The organism is Erwinia sp. SLM-02 (assembly GCF_037450285.1).
In the GTDB taxonomy this organism is placed as follows: domain Bacteria; phylum Pseudomonadota; class Gammaproteobacteria; order Enterobacterales; family Enterobacteriaceae; genus Erwinia.
The window spans coordinates 1,836,045-1,859,974 of the sequence record NZ_JAQISN010000001.1 but is presented as its reverse complement, the minus strand read 5'-3'; the positions used below and the strand labels follow the sequence as shown (position 1 = coordinate 1,859,974).

The following is a 23,930-nucleotide window of genomic DNA, read 5'->3' as shown; positions in this document are numbered from 1 at the left end:
AAACTTACTTTGTCATCCTGATTATTAATGTAATTACTGCAAACGAGTTTGCAACCTGTTGCAGATGAGATCGGTGTGATTATTTTAACACCGACATATCACCATCCGGACGTTATAAATCCAGCCATATGTACTGCCGTGGTGACGATTTGCAGCAGTATTTGTTGCTGTTGTGGTGCTTTTTTGCGACATAAAATGGATTTTTATCGTCGCTGATTGTTTTATCGCCCGATTTAGCGCTTGTGGTTACTTTATCCATTAAAATCAATTCGTTATGCGTTATTTATCGATGTGTAATAACTCATTACCCCTGAGATTTATCATGATAAAGTAGAAATGGTTAACATTTTTGCTATTTAGCTTTAGCGCAAACCTACCCCTTCTGATAATTTTTCAGGTGACCCGGCAAAACTGGCACCGGATGTGCAGTGTATTACGCCGTAACTTTGAGGGATGGCAGCAGGGTTTAACTGAACAGCAGCAGATTGCCAATGTGATGTTCTGAGCATTAGCCCGACAGGCTGAGCGGTAACGCAGGGGTGCTCTGCAATGCGGTAGCAGAAAGCCGTACCGATTTATCAACAAACCAAAGGCGTCGTTCCGCCATTTGGCAAGGTTTCCCGTATACAGGGCTATCGCCGCGGGCCGAAGATCCGCAGGTAATATTAAAAACTGGAGTAGGTAAATAATGACCAACATCACGAAGAAAAATCTCATCGCCCTGGGCGTCATGGCGGCTATGGGTTCGCTAACCATCAATACCGCCCTGGCGGCGAATGTGCCTGCCGGCGTGCAGCTGGCCGATAAACAGGAGCTGATCCGGGGGAACGGTGCTGAACTGCAATCCCTTGACCCGCATAAGATTGAAGGGGTGCCGGAATCAAACGTGAACCGTGACGTTCTGGAAGGTCTGGTCATTAACGATGCGGATGGCAAAATTATCCCCGGCGTGGCGGAAAAATGGGAGAGCAAAGAGGGCGGAAAAGTGTGGGTCTTCCACCTGCGCAACACTGCCAAATGGTCAAACGGCGAGCCGGTTACCGCTCAGGACTTCGTGTACAGCTGGCAGCGTCTGGCCGACCCGAAAACCGCATCCCCTTATGCCAGCTACCTGCAGTACGGTCATCTGCTCAACGTGGATGAAATCATTGACGGCAAAAAACCTGCCGATACCCTGGGCGTAAAAGCCATCGACGACCACACGCTGGAAGTGACCCTCAGCGACGCGGTGCCTTATTTCTACAAGCTGCTGATTCACCCGTCCATGTCCCCGGTGTACAAGCCGGTGGTGGAAAAATTTGGTGATAAGTGGACCCAGCCCGCTAACTTTGTGGGCAACGGCGCATTTAAGCTGAAAGAGTGGGTGGTCAACGAGCGTATCGTCGTGGAGCGCAACCCGCAGTACTGGGATAACGCGCATACCATTCTGAATCAGGTCACCTTCCTGCCGATCTCTTCAGAAGTCACCGACACCAACCGCTACCGCAGCGGCGGCAGCGATATGACCTATAACTACCTGCCGATTGAGCTGTATCAGAAGCTGAAAAAAGAGATCCCGGGTGAAATTCACGCCGATCCATACCTCTGCACCTATTACTACGAAATTAACAACCAGAAGCCGCCGTTTAACGATCCTCGCGTGCGTGCCGCACTGAAACTGGGTCTGGATCGCGACATCATAGTGAATAAGGTCAAGGCGCAGGATGAAGACCCGGCCTACAGCTATACGCCGCCGTTTACCGATGGCATTAAGCTGACGCCGCCGGAGTGGTTCGGCTGGTCGCAGGAAAAACGGAATGAAGAAGCGAAAAAGCTGCTGGCTGAAGCGGGCTACACCGCGGATAAACCGCTGACCTTCGACCTGCTGTACAACACCTCCGACCTGCATAAGAAGCTGGCAATTGCCGCAGCGTCTATCTGGAAGAAGAACCTGGGCGTTAACGTGAAGCTGCAGAACCAGGAGTGGAAAACCTTCCTGGATACCCGCCATCAGGGCACGTTCGACGTGGCGCGCGCGGCCTGGTGCGCGGACTATAATGAACCTACCAGCTTCCTGAATACCATGCTGTCTGACAGCAGTAACAACACCTCACATTATAAAAATCCGGAATTTGATAAGGCGATGGCGCAGGCTCTGGCTGCTGGAGATGAAGGCAAGCGTGCTGAAGTTTACGCCCAGGCGGAAAAAATCCTCGACGCCGACTCCGCGATTGTGCCGGTCTATTATTATAAAAATCTGCGGTTAGTGAAGCCTTATGTCGGCGGCTATACCGGTAAAGACCCGCTGGATAACAGCCACGATAAAGATCTCTACATTATTAAACATTAAGTACAACGGGCAGCTCTGCTGCCCATTTAAAGCAATGTCACCGCAGAGGTTCGCCTCTGCGGCTTAAAGCCAGCAGGTACGGGCAATGTTAAAATTTATCTTCCGTCGCTTCCTTGAAGCGATACCAACGCTGTTTATTTTGATTACTATCTCATTCTTTATGATGCGCCTGGCTCCCGGCAGCCCGTTTACCGGCGAGCGCGCATTAACGCCGGAAGTCATGGCGAATATCGAAGCCAAATATCACCTCAACGACCCGATGTGGAAGCAGTATCTCAACTACCTGGGTCAGCTGGCGCACGGTGATTTCGGTCCGTCATTTAAATACAAAGACTATACGGTGAACGACCTCGTTGCCTCTTCCTTCCCGGTTTCGGCCAAGCTGGGTGCCGCCGCGTTTCTGCTGGCGCTGGTCTTCGGCGTCACCGCCGGGGTGATTGCGGCGCTCAGGCAGAACACAAAGTGGGATTATGCGGTGATGGGGGTGGCGATGACCGGTATCGTTATCCCCAGCTTCGTGGTGGCCCCGCTGCTGGTATTGCTGTTCTCCATTACCCTGAAATGGCTACCGGGCGGCGGCTGGAACGGCGGGGCGCTGCAGTACATGATCCTGCCGATGGTGGCGCTGTCGCTGGCGTATATTGCCAGTATCGCCCGTATCACCCGCGGCTCGATGATTGAAGTTCTCCACTCTAACTTTATCCGCACCGCCCGCGCCAAAGGGCTGCCGATGCGGCGCATTATTCTGCGCCACGCGCTCAAGCCCGCGCTGCTGCCGGTGCTTTCCTACCTTGGTCCCGCCTTCGTCGGCATCATTACCGGTTCGATGGTCATTGAAACCATCTACGGTCTGCCGGGTATCGGTCAGCTGTTCGTTAACGGCGCGCTGAACCGTGACTACTCGCTGGTGCTGAGCCTGACCATCCTGGTTGGGGCACTGACGATTCTGTTTAATGCGATTGTTGACGTGCTGTATGCCGTGATCGATCCGAAAATTCGTTATTGAGCAGGAGCTGAACATGATTTTAAGTAAGAAAAACAGCGAAGCTCTGGACAATTTCACTGAAAAGCTGGAAATCGAAGGGCGCAGCCTGTGGCAGGATGCCCGTCGCCGCTTCATCCATAACCGCGCGGCGGTGGCCAGTCTGTTTGTCCTGGTGCTGATCGCGCTGTTCGTCACCTTCGCGCCAATGCTGTCACCGTTTACCTACGATGACACCGACTGGGCGATGATGTCCGCCGCGCCGGAGTTCAGCAGCGGGCACTATTTCGGCACCGATTCGTCGGGGCGCGATCTGCTGGTGCGTGTGGCGATTGGCGGGCGTATTTCCCTGATGGTCGGTATCGCGGCCGCGCTGGTGGCGGTGGTGGTGGGTACGCTGTACGGCACCCTGGCGGGCTATCTTGGCGGCAAAACCGATTCGGTGATGATGCGCCTGCTGGAAATCCTCAACTCCTTCCCGTTTATGTTCTTCGTTATTCTGCTGGTCACCCTGTTTGGTCAGAATATTTTGCTGATCTTCGTCGCCATCGGCATGGTTTCCTGGCTGGATATGGCCCGTATCGTTCGCGGCCAGACCCTCAGCCTGAAGCGCAAAGAGTTTATTGAAGCGGCCCAGGTCGGGGGTGTCTCCACCATGAGCATCGTACTGCGTCATATCGTACCGAACGTGCTGGGCGTGGTGGTGGTGTATGCCTCGCTGCTGGTACCGAGCATGATCCTGTTCGAATCGTTCCTCAGCTTCCTCGGTCTGGGTACCCAGGAGCCGCTGAGCAGCTGGGGCGCGTTGCTGAGCGACGGCGCCAACTCCATGGAAGTTTCGCCGTGGCTGCTGCTTTATCCGGCGGGTTTTCTGGTGATCACCCTGTTCTGTTTCAACTTTATCGGCGATGGCCTGCGTGACGCCCTCGACCCGAAAGACCGCTAAGGAGATAACGATGAGCGTAATTGAACTGGAAACGGTCAGAACACAGAGTCAACAGAGCGGGGCACTGCTGGACGTAAAAGATCTGCGGGTGACCTTTAACACCCCGGACGGCGACGTCACGGCGGTTAACGACCTTAATTTCTCGCTGCGTGCGGGAGAAACCCTGGGTATCGTCGGCGAGTCCGGATCCGGCAAGTCGCAGACCGCCTTTGCCCTGATGGGGCTGCTGGCCAGCAATGGCCGGATCGGCGGCTCGGCACGTTTTAACGGCAATGAGATCCTCAATCTGCCGGAGAACAAGCTGAACCGGCTGCGCGCCGAACAGATTGCGATGATATTCCAGGATCCGATGACCTCGCTGAATCCCTACATGCGCGTAGGCGAACAGCTGATGGAAGTGCTGCAGCTGCACAAAGGCATGAGCAGCGCTCAGGCCTTCGAGGAGTCGGTGCGTATGCTGGACGCGGTCAAAATGCCGGAAGCCCGCAAGCGCATGAAAATGTTCCCGCATGAGTTTTCCGGCGGGATGCGCCAGCGCGTGATGATTGCCATGGCGCTGCTGTGCCGGCCAAAATTGCTGATCGCCGACGAACCAACCACGGCGCTGGACGTGACCGTTCAGGCGCAGATCATGACCCTGCTGAACGATCTGAAGCGGGAGTTTAACACCGCCATTATTATGATCACCCACGATCTCGGCGTCGTCGCCGGGATCTGCGATCGGGTGCTGGTGATGTATGCCGGGCGTACCATGGAGTATGGCAACGCGCGCGACGTGTTTTACCATCCTTCCCATCCGTATTCGATTGGCCTGCTCAACGCGGTGCCGCGTCTGGACGGGGAAGAGGGCGATACGCTGATGACCATTCCCGGTAATCCGCCCAATCTGCTGCGTCTGCCAAAAGGCTGCCCGTTCCAGCCCCGCTGCCCGCATGCGATGGAAATCTGCAGCACGGCCCCTCCGCTGGCAGGATTTGGTGAAGGACGCCTGCGCGCCTGCTTCAAACCGGTGGAGGAGCTGGTATGACAACGGTTGCTGATAAAAAGGTTCTGCTGGAAATTGCCGACCTGAAAGTTCATTTTGACATTAAAGACGGCCGTCAGTGGTTCTGGCAGCCGCCGAAAACGCTGAAGGCGGTGGATGGCGTCAGCCTGCGGCTGTACGAGGGCGAAACGCTCGGCGTGGTGGGTGAGTCCGGCTGCGGTAAGTCGACGCTTGCCCGGGCAATTATCGGACTGGTGAAAGCCACCGAGGGCCGCGTGGCGTGGCTGGGGCGTGACCTGTTGGGCCAGACGGCCGACGAGTGGCGTGCAGCGCGCAGCGACATTCAGATGATATTCCAGGATCCGCTGGCGTCGTTGAATCCGCGCATGACCATCGGCGAAATTATCGCCGAGCCGCTGCGCACCTATCATCCGAAAATGCCGCGGCTGGAAATTAAAGAGCGTGTCAAAGCGATGATGCTGAAGGTCGGGCTGTTGCCTAACCTGATCAACCGCTACCCGCATGAGTTTTCGGGCGGGCAGTGTCAGCGCATCGGCATTGCCCGGGCGCTGATCCTGGAACCGAAACTGATTATCTGTGACGAGCCGGTTTCCGCGCTGGATGTGTCTATCCAGGCGCAGGTGGTTAACCTGCTGCAGAAACTGCAGCGCGAAATGGGCCTGTCGCTGATTTTTATTGCCCACGATCTGGCGGTGGTGAAGCACATTTCCGACCGCGTGCTGGTGATGTATCTGGGCCACGCGGTGGAGCTGGGCACCTACGACCAGGTTTACCAGAATCCGCAGCACCCCTACACCCGTGCGCTGATGTCCGCCGTGCCGATCCCCGACCCCGATCTGGAGAAGAACAAGGTCATCCAGCTGCTGGACGGCGAGCTGCCGTCGCCGATTAACCCGCCTTCGGGCTGCGTTTTCCGCACGCGTTGCCCGATCGCCGGGCCGGAGTGCGCCAAAACCCGGCCGCTGCTGGAGGGGAGTTTCCGCCACGCGGTGTCCTGCCTCAAGGTTGATCCCATGTAATCAGTCGGAATGACCGTTATCAGGCCCGCTTTGGACATTCAATGCGGGTTTTTTTTCGCCCCTCGGGTAACGCTTGATCTTAGTCATCGCCTCCTCTGAAAATAGCCCGTTGCAATGGATTGCCCCGGAGAGATGCGATGCACAACCAAAAAAATAAGCGCGCCAGGCTTTACGCCTTCCTTTTTGACACCCGCACCCGAAGCGGGCATTTATTGGAAATGTTTTGGATCCTGGCATCGCTGCTCAGCGTCGCCCTGGTGTTTGTTGAATCCGGGTTGCCCGGTGCCATGCAGACGTCCCCTTCAACCGCGACCGTTTACCTGCTGCTGGAATACGTCTTCACCCTGATTTTTTCCGTTGAGTATTTGCTCAGGCTGACGACCGATCCCCGTCCATTACGCTACGCCTTCAGCTTTTTTGGCATCGTCGATCTGGTGACCGTGCTGCCGCTCTACATTTACTTTCTGTGGCCCGACATGGCCCTGCAGTTCATGATGGCGATCCGCCTGCTGCGGGTGCTGCGCCTGCTGCGTTTAGTCAAGGTGCTGCGCTACATTGGCTCTGCGAGCGTGATGTGGGACAGCCTGTACAGCGCGCGCAAAAAGCTGCTGCTTTTTTTTGGCGTGTTGATGATTTTAATCTGTCTGTTTGGCGGGCTGATGTACGTCATTGAGGGGCCGGAACACGGATTTACCAGCCTGCCGGTTTCAGTGTACTGGGCAACGGTCACGCTGACGACGGTAGGATACGGCGATATCACCCCGCATACGGCGCTGGGGCGCATCCTGTCAACGATACTGATCCTGCTGGGGTATTCACTGATCGCCATCCCGACCGGCGTGATGAGTTCCTATATGTCTGATGCAATGCAGCGCCGCCGGCATCAGCGAATGTGTCACCGCTGCAAAGATACCCGCCACGAGATGAGTGCGCACTTCTGTAAAAGCTGCGGTTCGGCACTGCCCGAGTCTGAACACAACCGGCCCGGTGGATCGTCCGGGCCAGAGGATTAGCCTACTCTTTCCACAGAATATGGCAGAGCTTGTGGTCTTTCTCGCGGCAGAGCAGCACGCGTGCGAAGACGTCGGTAATCGGCTCGCCGTCCGCATCGCCCAGACCGATAACCACCTCGGAGAAGAAATCCGGGTTAAGGTCGAAATCGACGTGCTCGGCCCAGTCTTCTGAAGGATCGTACAGTTCGGCGCCACCGCGCTCTTCAAACTGCAGGTTAAATAAAATCACATCAGCCGGGTCGAGATTATCCACGGCCAGCTCAAGAAAAATATCGTAAGCCTGTTCCAGCGTTTCATCTTCGGTAAGACGATTGTTCAAATCCATACTGTTTCCTGTTCCGCCGACGGGCGATGTTATCTGGTTAATTCCGCTCGTTTTACAGCAATGGACTAAAGAAGTAAAACAGTCGTTCAACGATACGCTTCCAGTAAGCACGGCGCGACCAGCGCTGTGCATCAACCAGACGGGACCGGGCGATATAATCGTCCTGAACGCGGGCCAGATCGCCGCCGAAGCCGTCATCATCAATCACCAGGGTGATCTCGAAGTTCAGCCACAGGCTGCGCATATCCAGATTCACCGTCCCCACCAGGCTGAGCTGACCGTCGACCAGCACGCTCTTGGTGTGTAACAGGCCGCCTTCAAACTGGTAGATTTTGACGCCGGCTTCGAGCAGTTCGCTGAAGAAGGAGCGGCTCGCCCAGCCGACCAGCATGGAATCGTTGTGGCGCGGAACGATGATGCTGACGTCAACGCCGCGAAACGCGGCGGTACAGATTGCGTGCAGCAGGTCGTCGCTGGGCACCAGGTAGGGCGTGGTCATCACCAGCTGCTCGCGTGCGGAATACACGGCGGTCAGCAGCGCCTGATGGATCATATCTTCCGGGAAACCCGGGCCGGAGGCGATCACCTGTATGGTGTGGCCGCTTTCCTGCTCAAAGGGCATGATGTTGCCGTCCGGCGGCGGCGGCAGAATGCGCTTCCCGGTTTCAATTTCCCAGTCGCAGGAGTAAACGATGCCCATGGTTGTCGCCACCGGTCCCTCCATGCGCGCCATTAAATCCACCCACTGACCGACCCCGGCATCCTGTTTGAAGAAGCGGGGATCGACGAGGTTCATGCTGCCGGTGTAGGCAATATAGTTATCAATCAGCACCACCTTGCGATGCTGCCGCAGATCCATACGGCGCAGGAACACGCGCAGCAGGCTGACCTTGAGCGCTTCGACCACATCGATCCCGGCATTGCGCATCATGGCCACCCAGGGGCTGCGGAAAAAGGCCACGCTGCCGGCGGAATCCAGCATCAGCCGGCAGTGAACGCCGCGTCGGGCGGCGGCCATCAGTGATTCTGCCACCTCGTCCGCCATGCCGCCGGGCTGCCAGATATAAAACACCATCTCGATATTGTGGCGGGCCAGCTGGATATCGCGGATCAGCGCTTTCATGGTGTCGTCGCTGCTGGTGAGCAGCTGAAGCTGGTTTCCCTTCACCCCGGCGATGCCCTGACGGTTTTCACACAGCTGGAACAGCGAACGCGCAACGTCGCTGTTGCCGTCGGCAAAAATATGCTGACTGGACTTCAAATCCTTGAGCCAGCGGGCGGTGGACGGCCACATTGTCCGTGCGCGCTCGGCGCGGCGCTTGCCAAGATGCAGTTCACCAAATGAGAGGTAGGCAATAATCCCGACCAGCGGCAGGATATAGATAATTAACAGCCAGGCCATCGCCGACGGCACCGCGCGCCGTTTCATCAGGATGCGCAGCGTCACGCTGGCAATCAGTAACCAGTATCCAAAAACCAGCAGCCAGCTCATCACGGTGTAAAAAGTGGTCATTAAGTGGAAATCCTGTTCACGCTCGAGTTAAGAGGAAGTTTACGTGCTGATGGCAGCTCTGGAAACCTTTAAGGAAATTTTCAGCGGCAAAGTCATCGGACCTGGTTGATGGGCAGAAAGATCTATAATGCTGCGCGAGTTTTTTGGCGACATGTGATACACAGAGATCGGACAGAGGGTGTAATGAAACGGAGCAGAAATGAAGTTGCGCGCTGGCGCATGATGCGTCAGGTTCAGCGTCGCAGATCGCGTTGGTTAGAAGGGCAGTCCCGCCGCTACGGCCGGATGCACTCGTTCCGTCATATGGTCAGCCAGCAGCAGCGCCGGTCGATTCTGTTCCTTACTCAGATTCTCTGAACGCCGCGCCTCCCGCGCAGGAGGACACCCGGGGCAAACTGTACCCGGGTGGCGCGGAGGTTAACCGTCGTCAGGGCTTCGGCCCGAACATCTCCGCCATCTGCTTCTCATCCGGCATTCCGACCACCTGCTGCAGCTCATTTTTATCATTCATATAATAAATGGCCGGCGTGGCGCTGGCGCCGAGATCGTCCATCAGTTTCTGATGGCGCTGGAGCAGGTTAAACGTCTCACGCGGCGTGGCGCCGTCAAACTGCGGCAGCTTTTTCCCACCCGACAGTTCGTACTCTTTCCACGCCTGCACCGGGTCCGCCGCGTTCAGGATAGCCGTGGCGTATCTGCCGCTCTGTGGGTTGAGGAATGCGACCAGCAGCGTGTTCAGCTGTACCTTTCCGGCGTCCACCCACGGCTGCGCCGCAGACCAGAACTGCTTACAGTACGGGCAGAACGGATCGGCGAAAACAATCACCTTTCTGGCTGCGGAATCCGGTCCTTCTTTGATGGGGTGCGCCGCGTTCAGCGTTTTCCACATCTCGCGCCCGAGGGGCACGTAGATTTCCTGCTGGAAGTAGCCCTCGCTGAGGTTTTTACCCTTGTCGTCATACAGATAACCGGAAATAACGTGCTTCCCGTCCGGCGTCAGAAACAGCGTCACGCCCATATCCTGATACTGACCCACCCAGCCCTGCACGCCACCGGGGGCATCGATCTTTTTGACGATCTTAATTCCCTGCTGTTCGCTGAAGGTTTTCACCACCGGCGGCAGGGTATCAGCTGAATAAGCCAGACCGGGAAGCAGGCAGGCGGCTAGTAGCAAAGTAGATTTCATCGATCGCCTCGGCACAGAGATTGTTGAGGGAAGAAAAGCTGCGGGAACAGAGGATGAATGAGCAGAAAATCCTGTGTACCTTTTGACGTACTGTCTAAGATGATCTGCCCACTGGTGTGAATATAAAAAACGGATTTTGAAACTTATTCTTGTTTTAGAAAACCTTTTTGAACGGCTTAACGGCGACCTGCTTATACACGCCGGCGGCGATGTACGGGTCATCCTGCGCCCAGGACTGTGCGGCTTCCAGCGACGAAAACTCGGCAATCACCGTTGAGCCGGTAAAGCCCGCCACGCCCGGTTCATTGCTGTCTACGGCAGGCATCGGGCCGGCAATAATCAGACGTCCTTCATCACGTAAAAGCTGCAAACGTGCGAGGTGTGCAGGGCGAACCGCCGTGCGTTTTTCCAGAGAATCCGCGTGATCTTCAGCGTAAATTACATAAAGCACCTTTAAGCACTCCTGTCGGGGATTGAGATTCGGGCATCACGTTAAGTGATCGTTAACTTTTGTGCAATTAAAAGATAATTCGCCCTTGATAAAGGTCAGTTTGTTAAACTTTAAACGGGAAATCGCGGATAAGCCGTGAGAGGTTGTTGAAACTGATTGCTATTTGCATTTAAACTCGGTGCTTCACATTTTGACCAGAAAGATTATGACGACGCTGACAACATCATTACCACGCCGCGCTCCTTTGCCTCTGCTGATTTCAGTTGTACTGCATGGCTCGGTTATCGCCGCTCTGCTTTATGCCTCATTTCATCAGACGGTTGATATGCCTAAGGCGTCTCAGCCGATAAGCGTCTCGCTGGTCGCACCTGAGGTGCAGCCTGAACCTGAACCGGTACCGCCGCAGGTTGAACCGCAGCCGGAACCCGAGCCGGAGCCGGAACCCGTGCCTGAGCCACCGATACCGGAGCCGGTGCCGATTCCGAAGCCTGAACCTAAGCCGAAGCCTAAACCCAAGCCGGTGAAGAAAGAGGTGGTGAAGCCGAAGAAAGAGGTGAAGCCGCAGGAGACGCGTCAGGCTCAGCCGGTGACCACTCCGCAGCCGCCTAAACCTTCAACCGCGCCGAAGCTGTCTCAGGCTCCTTCTACCGCCGTTTCCAGCGGTCCGCGCGCGCTCAACCAGAGCAAACCGTCCTATCCTCAGCGTGCCTTTGCTCTGCGCGTGGAAGGCCGCGTGCGCGTGCAGTTTGACGTCGACAGTTCCGGCCAGGTAGACAATGTTCGCATTCTCTCGGCCGAGCCGCGCAACATGTTTGAGCGTGAAGTCAAACAGGCGATGCGCAGATGGCGTTATGAACCGAACAAGCCGGGCAAAGACGTAACGATGAACATCGTGTTCAAAATTAATGGTGGCAGCAGCATCGAATAAAAAAAGGGCGTAAGCCCTTTTTTATTGTCCGCTCAACATCACCGGCCCGCCGGAGGGCGAGTGCGGCCAGAATAACATCTCGCCGTGGGATGGCAGGGGGGAGGTCAGTCCTGCGCGGTGAAGTGGATTTTATCGGCAGGCAGCGGGCGCGGCTTGCCTTCCGGATCCACCGCCACGTAGATGAATACCGCTTCGGTGGTGCAGTAGCGCTGGCCGATCGGTTCTGATGAAACCTTTTTAATCCACACTTCGATATTGATGGTGATGGAACTGGTGCCCGTGCGGATACAGCGGGCGTGGCAGCTCACCACATCGCCTACGGCGACCGGTTTCAAAAAGGTCATCCCGTCCGCGCGGACCGTTACCACGCGTCCTTCGGCGATCTCTTTCGCCAGAATAGCGCCGCCCATATCCATCTGAGACATCAGCCAGCCGCCAAAAATGTCACCGTTGGCGTTGGTATCCGCAGGCATGGCCAGGGTGCGCAGCACCATCTCGCCCTGCGGTACGCGTTGTTGTTCGCTCATTATCTCGCTTCCGTTATTTTTCTTCCTGCTGCGGCATTAAACGGTAGATGTAAATGCCGCTGAGCAGGGTAAACAGCAGGGTCAATGCACTCAGGCCGAACACTTTGAAGTTCATCCAGGTGTCCTGAGACAGCCAGAAGGCCACGTAGATATTTGCCAGACCGCAGAGGAAGAAGAACAGCGCCCAGGCAATATTCAGACGACGCCAGGCGAACTCGGGCAGCTGGATCTCTTTGCCGAGCATTCTCTGGATTAACGGTTTTTCCATAAACCACTGGCTGAACAGCAGGGCGAGAGTGAACAGACCGTAAATAATCGTCACTTTCCACTTGATGAAGTCCGGGTTATGCAGGGCGATGGTTAAGGTGCCGAACACCGCGACCAGCGCAAAGGTCACCAGGCTCATTTTTTCTACTTTGCGGTAGATGAACCAGCCCGCGGCCAGCGCAACGGCAGAGGCCACGATCAGCGCGCCGGAGGCGACGAAAATATCGTACAGTTTATAAAAAACGAAAAAGACCACGAGGGGAAGAAAGTCGAGTAACTGCTTCATAGCGGCTTCCAGATATCAGACCAGTATCTAATGAAATCATCCATTGAATGCCTCTGTCGAGGCATTCATGGCTAATTAGCGTAACAACATATATAGGCGAGACAGGTAAATAATCAGCAGTGCAGACACCAGATTACTCAACCCGTTCAGCAGCACGGAGGCCACGTTTGCTGGCAGTACGGTCATCGAGGACGCCATCAGCAGCACAATCAGCTTGGCCACAATCCACAAAATGACCGCCGGGGCGACCAGTTTCATGTGTCCCCAGGCCAGGCGCATGCTGCCGCGCATCGCGCCAAACACGCCAACCTTCTCATTCACCAGCAGCATCGGGGACAGTGAAAGCGTAATGGCCAGCAGTACGCCCGGCACCACCAGCACCATAAAGCCCAGCTGAATAACCAGCGTCATTAAGAACGTCAGCAGCAGCAGCCACGGCAGTTTAGGTGCCGACGCACCGATGGCGCGCAGGGCGCTGACGTGCTGACCGGCCGAGGCCATCGGGATCAGGCTCAGCATGCCACCCAGCAGCAGCGTGTTGCCTACCAGCGCCGCGAACGTGCCTGCCGCTGAAGCGCGCAGGAGAACCTGCTGCTGCTCCGGTGACATGTTCTGCACCATCTCCATCAGACTGGAGGCTGAACCCGCCGCACCGTCATTCAGGATCGACATCTGATCGGCATCCGGCGTCAGCCCGTGACCGATCAGCACGGAAATAAACGAGGTCAGCAGCGCCATCAGGACAATAGTCAGTACCTGATGGCGGAAAAAATTCCCCGTGTCACGGTATAGCGAAGCCGCCGTGATAGACATGTACACTCCTTGAGAAAACCGATTTTATAGACCCGGAGATTGTACATGTTCCAGTAGGGTGCTGGCACTCAGATTGACATAACTTTCGATTAAAGAAGGTTTTACCGGGTTAAATATCGGTGGAAGGCCATATTTTGCCCGCGCCCGGTCACAGCGCTCATTAAGAATGCCGTTTTCCCCCGACATATCAAACTCCCGGCAGGGCGTCGGGCGTTGTTCATAAATGCCGCATGAGACACACCCGCCAACCTCACCCTGCAGTGCCACACAGCGCGGCGCGCGATCGTTGGTTCCGCGCATATTGCGCATAAAAAGGTTGAGCGGTTCAGTCAGGTCAACCGGGACGACGCCGCCGCCATCTTCAGCTTCTGACCAGTAAAAAGAAACGCGAAATGAAGCGCAGCACGCGCCGCAGCTGATGCAAGGATTAAGAGTATCGCTCATCTGATTACCCGCCCCTCCTGAGGCTTCGAACCAAAATCACAGAGAAGGAGAAGAGAAAATTAAGCCTTCCCCAAAAATTGGTCAATCGGATTTTTCGAATGCCGCAACGACTGGAAATTGATCTAAATCAAGCCATTGTTTTATATGAAGAATGAAAAAAATGATTCGCATGACCTTTCCAGTAAATCAGCGTAAATATGTGTCCGTGATATCGCATAAGTCCTCGCAGTAGGACACAGATGCTTACATACGTTTTTATATTTTAAAAAGGAGTGGTCATGAAACTGAGAGCATTAGCACTGGCTGTCGTCACCCTGTTACCGGTTGCCGCATCGGCACACGAAGCAGGTGATTTCTTTATGCGCGTGGGTTCCGCTACCGTGCGGCCTACCGGCGGTTCCGATAACGTCCTGGGTCTGGGCGAATTCCACGTCAACAACAACACGCAGCTGGGGCTGACTTTTACCTATATGGCCACTGACCATATCGGTATTGAGCTACTCGGTGCGACCCCGTTCCGCCACAAAGTCGGCCTGCGCTCGACCGGCACGCTGGCGACCGTGCACCAGCTGCCGCCAACGCTGATGGCGCAGTGGTACTTCATGGGTAACACCAGCAAATGGCAGCCTTATGCCGGCGTGGGTGTGAATTACACCATGTTCTATAATACTGATTTCAACGAAACCGGCCGCGATGCGGGCCTGAGCAATCTGAGCGTGAAAAATACCTGGGGCGTTGCCGGTCAGGTTGGCCTGGACTACCAGCTGACCCCGGACTGGATGCTTAACGCCTCGCTGTGGTACATGGATATCAATACCAAAGTTCGCTTCAGCGCCGGGGACGCGCGTCAAAGTATTGACACTCACGTGAACCCGTTCGTGTTCTTCTTTGGCGCAGGCTACCGGTTCTAAGCCCGCAGAACGAAAAAAGGCGCGAAATTCGCGCCTTTTTTGTTGTCTGAACTGTTACTTAATTTGCAAATTGTTAACCACAGATTTTACCCCGGGCACGCCGCGCGTGATTTCTACGGCACGGTTTGCCATCTGCGGCGAGCTGATAAATCCGCTCAGCTGTACGCGGCCCTTAAAGGTTTCCACGCTGATGGCGGTCGATTTCAGTGACTGATCGTGCAGCAGTTCACCCTTCACCTTGGTGGTAATGACCGTGTCGTCAATATAGCCACCGGTTCCTTCCTGCGTTGCGGTCGGTGCGCAGGCGCTCACGCTCAGCACCACAACGGCAGCGGCAATCATTCCTGATAGTGTTTTTAACAGCTTCATTGCATTTCTCCCTGTCCAGGTTTAAACCGCTGAAAAGGCGGCGATAACTTATTCTTAGTGACGGATGATGTTTCTGCAAGTTCAGATTGTTAAAAAGAGAAAGAAAATAATGCCTTATCCAACCGATAAGGCACCATTTTGGGGCAGGCGGGATTAGCGCGTTCCGGCTTTCAGTTTACTGACAAAAGCGGTCAGTTCCGTCAGCATTACCGACGGGTTGTTGTGGTGCTGCTCGATGATTTTCACGATGGCCGAGCCGGAGATCGCACCCGCAGCACCCGCGGCGATCGCTTCCTCAACCTGCGACGCTTCAGAGATACCAAATCCCTGCAGCGGCGGGGCGGCATGGTACTCTTTCAGCTTGTCGATCAGATGCTTAAGCGGCAGATTTGCGCGCGTTTCTGAACCGGTAACGCCCGCACGGGACAGCAGGTAGGTATAGCCGCGGCCGTGTGAGGCGATTTCACGCAGGAGATCGTCTTCTGCATTGGGTGGACAGATGAAGATCGGGGCGACGTTATGGCGCATCGCGGACTGGCGGAACGGAGCGGACTCCTCAATCGGCACATCGGCCACCAGCACGGAATCCACTCCGACTTCCTGGCAGCGGGCGTAGAAATTATCGATGCCGTTGGAAAACACCAGGTTGGCGTACATCAGCAGGCCGATCGGCAGCTCCGGGTATTTCTGGCGGATCGTCGCCAGCATCTCGAAACACTGCGCCGGGGTGACGCCTGCGGCAAAGGCGCGCAGGGTGGCGTTCTGAATCGTCGGGCCGTCGGCCAGCGGATCGGAAAACGGGATACCTAACTCCAGCGCATCCGCGCCCCCGGCCACCAGCGCATCAATAATTTGCAGCGACAGCTCCGGGGTGGGATCGCCCAGCGTAACGAAAGGAACAAACGCACCCTCTTTACGTTCTGCCAGGCGCTTAAAACAACGATCGTAACGTTCCATCAGATTTCTCCCCTGGCGCTGAAAATGTCATGTACGGTGAATATGTCTTTATCGCCGCGGCCGGAGAGGTTCACCACCAGCAGCTGTTCTTTCTCCGGGTTCTCTCGGATCATTTTTAACGCATGGGCGAGGGCGTGTGACGACTCCAGCGCCGGGATGATCCCTTCATTGCGGCACAGGGCCTTGAAAGCGTCCAGCGCTTCGTCATCGGTAATGGAAACGTAATCCGCGCGGCCGATGCTGTTCAGATACGCATGCTGAGGCCCGACGGACGGGAAGTCCAGGCCGGCGGAAATCGAGTAGGATTCCTCAATCTGGCCGTCTTCGGTCTGCATCATCGGCGCTTTCATACCGAAATAGATGCCCACGCGGCCATGCTTCAGCGGCGCACCGTGTTCCCCGGATTCAATCCCGTGCCCGGCCGGCTCAACGCCGATCAGACCGACGCTGGTGTCATCAATAAAGTCAGCAAACATACCAATTGCGTTAGAACCACCGCCGACGCAGGCAATCACTGCATCCGGCAGGCGGCCTTCCTGCTCAAGGATCTGCGCCTTCGTTTCTTCGCCGATCATGCGCTGGAATTCGCGAACAATGGTCGGGAACGGATGCGGACCGGCCGCGGTGCCCAGCATATAGTGTGCGGTTTCATAGCTGCCGGACCAGTCGCGCAGCGCCTCGTTACAGGCATCTTTCAGCGTGGAGGAACCGCTGTGAACCGGGATCACTTCCGCACCCATCAGGCGCATACGGAAGACGTTCGGCGACTGGCGTTCAATGTCCTTCGCACCCATGTAAATACGGCACTTGAGGCCCAGCAGGGCGCTGGCCAGCGCCGACGCCACGCCATGCTGGCCGGCACCGGTTTCCGCGATGATCTCTTTTTTGCCCATGCGCTTAGCCAGCAGAGCCTGGCCCAGCACCTGGTTGGTTTTGTGCGCGCCGCCGTGCAGCAGGTCTTCGCGCTTGAGGTACAGGCGGGTTTTGGTGCCTTTCGTCAGGTTGCTGCACAGCGTCAGCGCGGTAGGGCGACCGGCGTAGTTTTTCAGCAGGCCGGTAAATTCAGCCTGGAATTCCGGATCGCTCTGGGCGCTGATAAAAGCATCTTCCAGCTGGCGCAGCGCGGGCATCAGGATCTGCGGCACATACATACCGCCAAACTCGCCAAAATAGGGGTTTAATCTGGTCATATCGCGTCTCTTTAAGTTCTCTCAGCGCGGGCGTGGATCACGCCCGACGAAAAATTATCCTGCCGGTGGGCATCAGCGTCAGGCCGTTCAGTAGGCTTTTAACGTCTGAAATACCGAGGCAATCTTATCGGCATCTTTAATGCCGGGCGCGCTTTCCACCCCGGAATTAAAGTCCAGCCCGGCACAGCCGAGTCGGGAGGCCTCCACGCAGTTATCGGCGCTCAGCCCGCCGGCCAGCAGCACGTTCTTTAGCGTCTGCCCCTGCAGGAGTGACCAGTCAAATGACTGACCGCTGCCGCCGTTGCCGTGGTCGAATACGTAGCGATCAACGTGCGGCCAGTCGCGGTTCGGCAGGCTGTCGCGAATGCTGAATGCCTTCCAGATTTGCACACCGGACGGCAGCGCATCGCGCAGCTCGCTGACGTACCGGCGGTCTTCGTCGCCGTGCAGCTGTACCGCAGTCAGCCCCAGCGCCGTGGCGGTGGTGACAACGTCACTTATCGGCTGGTTGCGGAACACGCCGACGTATTTCAGCGCGGCGGCAGTAGTCACCGATCGTGCAACGGCGAGATCCACCCGGCGCGGCGAGCCTTCGGCAAAAATCAGTCCGCCATAGATGGCCCCTGCAGCCAGTGCGTTTTGCGCATCCTGCGGGCGGGTCAGACCGCACACTTTATTGTCACCGATAATCACCCGGCGAACCGCCGCGGCCAGGTCGTCCTCTTCCATCAGCGCAGAGCCGATCAGGAAGCCGTTAGCAAAATGACTCAGCTCGCGCACCTGGGCGTAGCTGTTGATACCCGACTCGCTGATGACCGTCACCCCGTGTGCCACTTTCGGCGCCAGACGGCGGGTGCGATCGAGGTCAATCGACAGATCGCGCAGGTCGCGGTTGTTGATTCCAACCACTTTCGCCCCCAGAGCGGTGGCGCGCTCCAGCTCTTCATCGCTGATCACCTCGGTCAGCACGCCCATATTCAGGCTGTGCGCCACGGCGGAAAGCTGGCGGTACTGGTCATCGCTGACCACGGAGAGCATCAGTAAGATCGCATCCGCCTGGTGGAAGCGGGCGAGGTAAATCTGGTACGGGTCGATGATAAAATCTTTGCACAGCACCGGCTGGGTGACGGCCGCGCTGACGATGGGCAGGAAATCAAAGCTGCCCTGGAAATATTTCTCGTCGGTCAGCACCGAAATCGCGGAGGCATAGTCCTTGTAAACCCCGGCGATGGTCGCCGGGTCGAAATCGTCACGGATCAGCCCTTTAGAAGGAGAGGCCTTTTTGCATTCGAGAATAAACACCGTGCGCGTGCCGCTCAGCGCATCATAAAAGCTGCGCGTAGAGGGGACGATATCATTCTGGAACGAGGCCAGCGGCTGCTGCTGCTGCTGACGGGCGGCAAGCCAGATGGCTTTGTCCGCAACGATCTTATTCAGTACGGTTTCCTGCTGCATGATTATCCTCTTGCTGCCAGTGCGACGACGTGTTGATAAGCCCGGCCGCTGCGGATGGTTTCCAGCGCCTGCTGCGCGTTCTGTCGCAAATCTTCATGGCCAAAAATCTTCAGTAACAGGGCGACGTTAGCCGCCACGGCTTCTTCATGAGCCAGCTCGCCTTTACCCTGGAGTAAACGCGCCAGAATGTCACGGTTTTCTTCCGGTGAACCCCCGGCCAGCGCCTCCTGCGGGTGATAGCTCAGACCAAAATCCTCCGGCGTCAGCTGATAGCTGGTGATCTCACCTTCACGCAGTTCGGCCACGTGGGTCAAGCTGTGCAGCGCCACTTCATCCATGCCGCCGCCGTGAACCACCGCCGCGCGGCGATAGCCTAAGACCTTCAGCGCCTGAGCAATCGGCAGCACCAGTTCCGGGCTGTAAACGCCAATCACCGCCAGCGGAGGCCGTGCCGGGTTAATCAGCGGGCCAAGCACGTTGAAAATGGTACGGGTTTTCAGCTGCTGGCGTACCGGCATCGCATGGCGGAATCCGCTGTGATACTGCGGCGCAAACAGGAAGCAGACGTTCAGTTCATCCAGCGCCTGGCGCGCCTGCTCCGCCGGTAAATCCAGGCTGATGCCGAATGCCGCCAGCAGGTCGGACGAACCTGATTTGCTGGAGACGCTGCGGTTGCCGTGTTTGGCCACCTTCAAGCCACAGGCAGCCGCCACGAAGGCGCTGGCGGTGGAGATATTAATGCTGTTGCTGCCGTCGCCGCCGGTACCGACGATATCGGCAAAGTCATAATCCGGGCGCGGGAAGGCTTTCGCATCTTCCAGCAGGGCGGTAGCCGCCCCGGCAATTTCCTGCGGGCGCTCGCCGCGAACCTTCATTGCAATCAGCGCGCCCGCCAGCTGAGTCGGTTCCAGCTGACCGGTAATAATCGCGGAGAACAGCTGGTGGCTCTCTGCCTGAGTCAGGATCTCGGCCTGAAATAATTTTTCCAGAATAGTGTTCATCAAACGTCTCCTCGATTACGCCAGCGCCCAGGCCAGGGTTTGTTCCAGCAGGCGTGCCCCCTGGGTGGTGAGAATGGATTCAGGGTGGAACTGGAAGCCGCAGACGCGCTGTGCGTCGTCACGAACGGCCATCACCATGCCGTTGAAAGTGGCGTTAACCGTCAGTCCGTCAGGAATATTGCTGCCCACCAGCGAGTGGTAGCGGGCGACCGGCAGCGGATTGCTTAAACCGGCGAACATCCCTTCATTATCATGAGTAATGGCGGACGCCTTGCCGTGCAGGATTTCACCGGCCTGGCCGACGTGCCCGCCGTAAGCTTCGACAATCGCCTGGTGACCCAGGCAGATGCCGATAATCGGCAGGCGGCCGCGCAGCTGCTGGAGCATTTCCGGCATGCAGCCGGCCTCGGACGGTGCGCCCGGACCGGGTGAGAGCATCAGCACCGGGTTTTCCATCTCCTGCAGGCGCGCAATCAGCGTGGCGGCAGGAACGTTGTTACGGTAAACCACCACGTGATGGCCAAAGGTGCGTAACTGATCGACGAGGTTATAGGTAAACGAGTCGAAGTTATCGAGCAGCAGAATATCGGCCATCAGAAAATCTCCTGGCTGTGGTGAGCGGTGGCAATCGCACGCAGTACGGCGCGGGCTTTATTACGGCTTTCGTCGGCTTCGGCCTGCGGGTTCGAGTCCAGCACCACGCCGGCACCGGCCTGCACCGTGGCAACGCCGTCTTCCACCCACGCGGAGCGGATAACAATGCAGGTATCCAGATCGCCGCTGGCGGTGAAGTAGCCGACCGCGCCGCCGTAGCTGCCGCGCCGGGTGCCTTCGGCTTTCGCAATCAGCTGCATGGCGCGAACTTTCGGCGCGCCGCTCAGGGTGCCCATATTCATGCAGGCGCGGTAGGCGTGCAGGACATCGATATCGCCGCGCAGCTTGCCGACGACGCGAGAAACCAGGTGCATCACGAAGGTGTAACGGTCCACTTTGGTCAGATCCGCCACGTAGCGGCTGCCCGGTTCGCAGATGCGCGCCAGATCGTTGCGCGCCAGGTCAACCAGCATCAGGTGCTCGGCCAGCTCTTTATGGTCGGTGCGCATCTCCAGCTCAATACGGCTGTCGAGATCGCGGTCCAGAGAACCGTCTGCATGGCGGCCGCGCGGGCGGGTGCCGGCAATCGGGTAGATCTCAATCTGGCGGCTTTCGGCGTCGTACTTCAGTGAGCTTTCCGGCGACGCGCCGAACAGGCTGAAATCACGGTCCTGCATAAAGAACATATACGGGCTGGGGTTGCTGTTTTTCAGCGTATCGTAGGCGGCCAGCGGAGAAGGGCACGGCAGCGAGAAGCGGCGTGACGGCACGACCTGGAAAATTTCACCAATGCGAATGGCTTCCTGCATCTGGCGAACCACCTGGCAATAGTCTTCATCACTCTGGCTGACGCTCAGCGCCATGCCGTCAACGGTCTGCACCGGCAGCGCGGGCGCGGGCTGGAGCATCTGGCTGTGCAGCTGCTCAATGCGGCTCTGCAGGCGAATAAACTCTGCCGGGGAAGAGGTAAACAGGCTGGCCTGCAGGCGGGAGGTTTGCTGCTGGTGGTCAATGACCAGCAGCGTTTCCGCCAGATAGAAACAGTAGTCGGGGCAGCGCTGTTCGTTCTTTAACGCCGGAAGCGACTCGAAACCGGCAACCAGGTCGTAGGCGAACAGCCCGCCGAGCAGCATCGCTTCACGATTGTCCGCCGGGACGTTAATCAGCTGCGGGATCAGGCGCAGGGCATCGAATACCGACAACGCGCGCAGGTTGGAGTCTTCGTCCTGAATTTCCGTGTTGTGCGGAAAGACCAGTTCACGGCCATCGGGGCGGACGTGATTCTGCACCGATGCAGGCAGCGCCGCGTCGAGCAGCGTCAGCAGCGCGCGGCCGTTTTCAGACAGCGCCTGAATCTGCACGGTTTTATCCAGCGCGCTGATGCGCAGGGCGCTGTCGACAATCAGCAGGCTTTTCAGATTGCGCTTGCTGTCAACATCCGCCGACTCCAGCAGCAGCGTCTCAGAACGTGCGCCGCAAAGCTGGTGGAAAACCGCTGCCGGATCTTCACGGTAGGGTGCATTGCCGGTAATCAACTTCACTGTAGGTTTGGCATTCGACATGGTTTGATCTCTGTTTTTTGCTCAAAAAAAAGCCCGCTTTTAGCGGGCCTGAGTATCTGCACAACGTAGTAACCGTGCACGACGACATCGCCCGTTCAGGGAGAAGTGCGCCACCAACCAGTCATCAGAGAGAGTGAATATGACATGATACAGATACCTTATGCTCGTGAACTTGCGTACTAGTTAACTGGAACGCGGAAAAAAAGTCAATACTCTTTTTCCCTTAGCCGGGAATGACGTTATCATGCTGCGATATTCCCGCCAGTGCCGGAGCCGTTTTGACAGTAGCAGCCACACCAATCAGTTCTTTCCCTATCTTCGACCTTCACAGTCACACCACCGCCTCCGACGGGTTACTCACCCCGGAACAGCTGGTGCTGCGCGCGGTAGAGCATCGCGTTGGCGTACTGGCCGTCACCGACCACGACACGACCGATGGGGTACAGCCCGCCCGTGAGGCGATAGAACGCCATCAGCTTCCGCTGCAGCTTATTGCCGGCGTTGAGGTGTCGTCGCTGTGGGAAAACCATGAGATCCATATTGTTGGTCTGGGCGTGGACATCGCCCATCCCACGCTGGTCGCCTTTCTGGCACAGCAGGGCGAGCGCCGGATGGCGCGGGCGCAGACGATCGCCGAGCGCCTGGATAAAGCCGGGATCCCCGGCGCGCTGGAAGCCGCCCTTGAGCTGGCGCAGGGCGGAGCGGTGACGCGGGGGCATTTTGCCCGTTTTCTGATCTCAGCCGGTAAAGCCGACACGATGCAGAAGGTGTTTAAAAACTACCTGGCCCGCGGTAAAACCGGTTACGTTCCGCCACAGTGGTGTACAATTAAACAAGCCGTTGATGCGATTCATGATTCTGGCGGCCGGGCGGTGCTGGCACACCCGGGTCGTTATGGGCTGTCTGCCAAGTGGCTGAAGCGCCTGATTGCTCACTTCAGTGAACAGGGCGGCGAAGCGATGGAAGTCGCGCAGTGCCAGCAGGCTCCGCAGGAGCGTACCCAGCTGGCGCGATACGCGCAGGAGTATGACCTGGCCGGATCGCAGGGGTCCGATTTTCATCAGCCCTGTGCGTGGATAGAGTTGGGTAAAAAATTATGGTTACCCGGCGGTGTAGACGCCGTGTGGCAACGTTTTCCAGAAATTGTTAAGCAATAGCCTGAACGGGCGCTGTATTCATCATTGCTGAGGTTTGGATAAGAGGTTCGTTATGAGTCAGTTTTTCTATATTCACCCGGATAATCCACAGCCGCGACTGATCAAGCAGACCGTGGAGATGTTAAACAAGGGCGGCGTGATCGTCTATCCCACGGATTCCGGCTACGCGCTGGGCTGTAAGCTGGAAGATAAAAACGCGATGGAGCGCATCTGCCGCATTCGCCAGCTGGACGGCAGCCATAATTTCACCCTCGTGTGCCGCGATCTGTCGGAACTGTCGACCTACGCGCACGTCGACAATACGGCATTCCGCCTGATCAAAAACAACACGCCGGGCAATTACACCTTCATTCTTAAGGCCACGAAAGAGGTTCCTCGCCGCCTGATGAGTGAAAAACGTAAAACCATCGGCCTGCGCGTGCCGTCGAACCCGATTGCGCTGGCCCTGCTGGAAGCGCTGAACGAGCCGATGATGTCGACCTCGCTCATGCTCCCGGGCAACGATTTCACCGAGTCAGACCCGGAAGCCATTCAGGATGAGATTGGCAAGCTGGTCGATTTGATTATTCACGGTGGCTATCTGGGGCAGCAGCCGACAACGGTGATTGACCTGACGGATGACTCACCGGTGGTGGTGCGTGAAGGCGTCGGCGATATTCAACCGTTCCTGTAATCACTGGCTTTGCCGGGGCAGGGAGC

At 56.9% G+C, this 23,930-nt stretch carries 24 protein-coding genes, 1 pseudogene and 1 other annotated feature; of the genes and pseudogenes, 11 read left to right on the top strand and 14 right to left on the bottom strand.

Annotated elements, in window-relative coordinates:
- Positions 1 to 688: 688 nt before the first annotated feature.
- From oppA to PGH32_RS08595, 6 genes are all read left to right on the top strand, one after another.
- Positions 689 to 2,329 carry an oligopeptide ABC transporter substrate-binding protein OppA gene (gene oppA, locus PGH32_RS08620; protein ID WP_337893771.1) on the top strand — a complete coding sequence of 547 codons (1,641 nt, stop codon included), beginning with the start codon at positions 689 to 691 and terminating at the stop codon, positions 2,327 to 2,329.
- 85 nt (positions 2,330 to 2,414) lie between these two features.
- Positions 2,415 to 3,335, top strand: a complete 921-nt coding sequence (gene oppB / locus PGH32_RS08615; protein ID WP_314425006.1) for an oligopeptide ABC transporter permease OppB — start codon at positions 2,415 to 2,417, stop codon at positions 3,333 to 3,335.
- Positions 3,336 to 3,348: 13 nt separating this feature from the next.
- A complete protein-coding gene (gene oppC, locus PGH32_RS08610) occupies positions 3,349 to 4,257 on the top strand; it encodes an oligopeptide ABC transporter permease OppC (protein ID WP_314425004.1) in 909 nt (302 codons plus the stop codon).
- 10 nt (positions 4,258 to 4,267) lie between these two features.
- Entirely contained in the window at positions 4,268 to 5,284 is a 1,017-nt protein-coding gene (locus tag PGH32_RS08605; protein WP_314425002.1) for an ABC transporter ATP-binding protein, read from the top strand.
- The gene (gene oppF / locus PGH32_RS08600; RefSeq protein ID WP_314425000.1) at positions 5,281 to 6,282 is read left to right on the top strand and encodes a murein tripeptide/oligopeptide ABC transporter ATP binding protein OppF; all 1,002 of its coding nucleotides are present in this window, start codon (positions 5,281 to 5,283) and stop codon (positions 6,280 to 6,282) included. The genes PGH32_RS08605 and oppF overlap by 4 nt, the downstream gene beginning before the upstream one ends.
- Positions 6,283 to 6,419: 137 nt before the next feature.
- A complete protein-coding gene (locus tag PGH32_RS08595; RefSeq protein ID WP_337893770.1) occupies positions 6,420 to 7,295 on the top strand; it encodes an ion transporter in 876 nt (291 codons plus the stop codon).
- A 1-nt stretch (position 7,296) separates the two neighbouring features.
- On the opposite strand, the gene PGH32_RS08590 is transcribed toward PGH32_RS08595, so the two are convergent.
- Positions 7,297 to 7,620 carry an HI1450 family dsDNA-mimic protein gene (locus PGH32_RS08590; protein WP_314424996.1) on the bottom strand — a complete coding sequence of 108 codons (324 nt, stop codon included), beginning with the start codon at positions 7,618 to 7,620 and terminating at the stop codon, positions 7,297 to 7,299.
- 52 nt (positions 7,621 to 7,672) lie between these two features.
- A complete protein-coding gene (gene cls, locus PGH32_RS08585) occupies positions 7,673 to 9,133 on the bottom strand; it encodes a cardiolipin synthase (protein ID WP_314424993.1) in 1,461 nt (486 codons plus the stop codon).
- Positions 9,134 to 9,316: 183 nt separating this feature from the next.
- On the opposite strand from cls, the gene PGH32_RS08580 reads away from it, so the two are divergent.
- Entirely contained in the window at positions 9,317 to 9,490 is a 174-nt protein-coding gene (locus PGH32_RS08580) for a YciY family protein (RefSeq protein WP_205064414.1), read from the top strand.
- Between the two features lie 70 nt (positions 9,491 to 9,560).
- On the opposite strand, the gene dsbG is transcribed toward PGH32_RS08580, so the two are convergent.
- Positions 9,561 to 10,319 (bottom strand): thiol:disulfide interchange protein DsbG, encoded by a 759-nt coding sequence (gene dsbG / locus PGH32_RS08575; protein WP_337893769.1) that lies wholly within the window; start codon positions 10,317 to 10,319, stop codon positions 9,561 to 9,563.
- 154 nt (positions 10,320 to 10,473) lie between these two features.
- Positions 10,474 to 10,770, bottom strand: a complete 297-nt coding sequence (locus PGH32_RS08570) for a YciI family protein (protein WP_123329542.1) — start codon at positions 10,768 to 10,770, stop codon at positions 10,474 to 10,476.
- 205 nt (positions 10,771 to 10,975) lie between these two features.
- Here PGH32_RS08570 and tonB point away from each other — a divergent pair, with 205 nt between their 5' ends.
- Positions 10,976 to 11,698, top strand: coding sequence for a TonB system transport protein TonB (gene tonB, locus PGH32_RS08565; protein ID WP_314424987.1), 723 nt, complete (start codon positions 10,976 to 10,978; stop codon positions 11,696 to 11,698).
- 104 nt (positions 11,699 to 11,802) lie between these two features.
- Here tonB and yciA read toward each other — a convergent pair whose 3' ends face one another.
- From yciA to PGH32_RS08545, 4 genes are all read right to left on the bottom strand, one after another.
- Positions 11,803 to 12,225: an acyl-CoA thioester hydrolase YciA gene (gene yciA / locus PGH32_RS08560; protein ID WP_314424986.1), complete on the bottom strand. Its 423-nt coding sequence runs from the start codon at positions 12,223 to 12,225 to the stop codon at positions 11,803 to 11,805.
- Positions 12,226 to 12,238: 13 nt separating this feature from the next.
- Positions 12,239 to 12,778, bottom strand: a complete 540-nt coding sequence (locus PGH32_RS08555) for a septation protein A (RefSeq protein WP_314424984.1) — start codon at positions 12,776 to 12,778, stop codon at positions 12,239 to 12,241.
- A 75-nt stretch (positions 12,779 to 12,853) separates the two neighbouring features.
- Positions 12,854 to 13,591, bottom strand: a complete 738-nt coding sequence (locus PGH32_RS08550; RefSeq protein ID WP_314424982.1) for a YciC family protein — start codon at positions 13,589 to 13,591, stop codon at positions 12,854 to 12,856.
- A 24-nt stretch (positions 13,592 to 13,615) separates the two neighbouring features.
- A complete protein-coding gene (locus tag PGH32_RS08545; RefSeq protein ID WP_337893768.1) occupies positions 13,616 to 14,035 on the bottom strand; it encodes a YkgJ family cysteine cluster protein in 420 nt (139 codons plus the stop codon).
- A gap of 278 nt (positions 14,036 to 14,313) precedes the next feature.
- Here PGH32_RS08545 and ompW point away from each other — a divergent pair, with 278 nt between their 5' ends.
- A complete protein-coding gene (gene ompW, locus PGH32_RS08540) occupies positions 14,314 to 14,946 on the top strand; it encodes an outer membrane protein OmpW (RefSeq protein ID WP_314424978.1) in 633 nt (210 codons plus the stop codon).
- 54 nt (positions 14,947 to 15,000) lie between these two features.
- Here the strand turns inward: ompW and PGH32_RS08535 are convergent, their stop codons facing one another.
- The 6 genes and pseudogenes from PGH32_RS08535 to PGH32_RS08510 all read right to left on the bottom strand — a co-directional run bounded on the left by PGH32_RS08535 (position 15,001) and on the right by PGH32_RS08510 (position 22,074).
- Complete coding sequence (locus PGH32_RS08535) at positions 15,001 to 15,315, bottom strand: BON domain-containing protein (protein ID WP_314424976.1); 315 nt, start codon at positions 15,313 to 15,315, stop codon at positions 15,001 to 15,003.
- Positions 15,316 to 15,468: 153 nt separating this feature from the next.
- Positions 15,469 to 16,272 carry a tryptophan synthase subunit alpha gene (gene trpA / locus PGH32_RS08530; RefSeq protein ID WP_314424974.1) on the bottom strand — a complete coding sequence of 268 codons (804 nt, stop codon included), beginning with the start codon at positions 16,270 to 16,272 and terminating at the stop codon, positions 15,469 to 15,471.
- Complete coding sequence (gene trpB / locus PGH32_RS08525) at positions 16,272 to 17,462, bottom strand: tryptophan synthase subunit beta (RefSeq protein WP_337893767.1); 1,191 nt, start codon at positions 17,460 to 17,462, stop codon at positions 16,272 to 16,274. Before trpB ends, trpA begins: the two co-directional genes overlap by 1 nt.
- Before the next feature lie 87 nt (positions 17,463 to 17,549).
- Positions 17,550 to 18,917, bottom strand: a complete 1,368-nt coding sequence (gene trpCF, locus PGH32_RS08520; RefSeq protein WP_337893766.1) for a bifunctional indole-3-glycerol-phosphate synthase TrpC/phosphoribosylanthranilate isomerase TrpF — start codon at positions 18,915 to 18,917, stop codon at positions 17,550 to 17,552.
- Positions 18,918 to 18,919: 2 nt separating this feature from the next.
- Positions 18,920 to 20,512 (bottom strand): annotated as a pseudogene (trpD, locus tag PGH32_RS08515) (bifunctional anthranilate synthase glutamate amidotransferase component TrpG/anthranilate phosphoribosyltransferase TrpD).
- Complete coding sequence (locus PGH32_RS08510; RefSeq protein WP_314424968.1) at positions 20,512 to 22,074, bottom strand: anthranilate synthase component 1; 1,563 nt, start codon at positions 22,072 to 22,074, stop codon at positions 20,512 to 20,514. The pseudogene trpD and the gene PGH32_RS08510 overlap by 1 nt, the downstream one beginning before the upstream one ends.
- Positions 22,075 to 22,097: 23 nt before the next feature.
- Positions 22,098 to 22,196, bottom strand: a sequence feature (Trp leader region).
- A gap of 156 nt (positions 22,197 to 22,352) precedes the next feature.
- On the opposite strand from PGH32_RS08510, the gene rnm reads away from it, so the two are divergent.
- Entirely contained in the window at positions 22,353 to 23,231 is an 879-nt protein-coding gene (gene rnm / locus PGH32_RS08505) for an RNase RNM (protein ID WP_314424967.1), read from the top strand.
- Positions 23,232 to 23,283: 52 nt separating this feature from the next.
- Positions 23,284 to 23,904, top strand: a complete 621-nt coding sequence (locus tag PGH32_RS08500; RefSeq protein ID WP_314424965.1) for an L-threonylcarbamoyladenylate synthase — start codon at positions 23,284 to 23,286, stop codon at positions 23,902 to 23,904.
- Positions 23,905 to 23,930: the final 26 nt, after the last annotated feature.

Bases quoted from the DNA above. Each gene is read 5' to 3' on its own strand.
- oppB (WP_314425006.1), top strand. From the start codon at position 2,415: ATGTTAAAATTTATCTTCCGTCGCTTCCTTGAAGCGATACCAACGCTG.
- PGH32_RS08545 (WP_337893768.1), bottom strand. From the start codon at position 14,035: ATGAGCGATACTCTTAATCCTTGCATCAGCTGCGGCGCGTGCTGCGCT.
- trpCF (WP_337893766.1), bottom strand. From the start codon at position 18,917: ATGCAGCAGGAAACCGTACTGAATAAGATCGTTGCGGACAAAGCCATC.
- PGH32_RS08605 (WP_314425002.1), top strand. From the start codon at position 4,268: ATGAGCGTAATTGAACTGGAAACGGTCAGAACACAGAGTCAACAGAGC.
- PGH32_RS08555 (WP_314424984.1), bottom strand. From the start codon at position 12,778: ATGAAGCAGTTACTCGACTTTCTTCCCCTCGTGGTCTTTTTCGTTTTT.
- yciA (WP_314424986.1), bottom strand. From the start codon at position 12,225: ATGAGCGAACAACAACGCGTACCGCAGGGCGAGATGGTGCTGCGCACC.
- trpB (WP_337893767.1), bottom strand. From the start codon at position 17,462: ATGACCAGATTAAACCCCTATTTTGGCGAGTTTGGCGGTATGTATGTG.
- PGH32_RS08595 (WP_337893770.1), top strand. From the start codon at position 6,420: ATGCACAACCAAAAAAATAAGCGCGCCAGGCTTTACGCCTTCCTTTTT.
- oppA (WP_337893771.1), top strand. From the start codon at position 689: ATGACCAACATCACGAAGAAAAATCTCATCGCCCTGGGCGTCATGGCG.
- PGH32_RS08550 (WP_314424982.1), bottom strand. From the start codon at position 13,591: ATGTCTATCACGGCGGCTTCGCTATACCGTGACACGGGGAATTTTTTC.
- PGH32_RS08535 (WP_314424976.1), bottom strand. From the start codon at position 15,315: ATGAAGCTGTTAAAAACACTATCAGGAATGATTGCCGCTGCCGTTGTG.
- oppF (WP_314425000.1), top strand. From the start codon at position 5,281: ATGACAACGGTTGCTGATAAAAAGGTTCTGCTGGAAATTGCCGACCTG.
- oppC (WP_314425004.1), top strand. From the start codon at position 3,349: ATGATTTTAAGTAAGAAAAACAGCGAAGCTCTGGACAATTTCACTGAA.
- PGH32_RS08580 (WP_205064414.1), top strand. From the start codon at position 9,317: ATGAAACGGAGCAGAAATGAAGTTGCGCGCTGGCGCATGATGCGTCAG.
- cls (WP_314424993.1), bottom strand. From the start codon at position 9,133: ATGACCACTTTTTACACCGTGATGAGCTGGCTGCTGGTTTTTGGATAC.
- trpA (WP_314424974.1), bottom strand. From the start codon at position 16,272: ATGGAACGTTACGATCGTTGTTTTAAGCGCCTGGCAGAACGTAAAGAG.
- PGH32_RS08500 (WP_314424965.1), top strand. From the start codon at position 23,284: ATGAGTCAGTTTTTCTATATTCACCCGGATAATCCACAGCCGCGACTG.
- PGH32_RS08510 (WP_314424968.1), bottom strand. From the start codon at position 22,074: ATGTCGAATGCCAAACCTACAGTGAAGTTGATTACCGGCAATGCACCC.
- dsbG (WP_337893769.1), bottom strand. From the start codon at position 10,319: ATGAAATCTACTTTGCTACTAGCCGCCTGCCTGCTTCCCGGTCTGGCT.
- tonB (WP_314424987.1), top strand. From the start codon at position 10,976: ATGACGACGCTGACAACATCATTACCACGCCGCGCTCCTTTGCCTCTG.
- PGH32_RS08590 (WP_314424996.1), bottom strand. From the start codon at position 7,620: ATGGATTTGAACAATCGTCTTACCGAAGATGAAACGCTGGAACAGGCT.
- ompW (WP_314424978.1), top strand. From the start codon at position 14,314: ATGAAACTGAGAGCATTAGCACTGGCTGTCGTCACCCTGTTACCGGTT.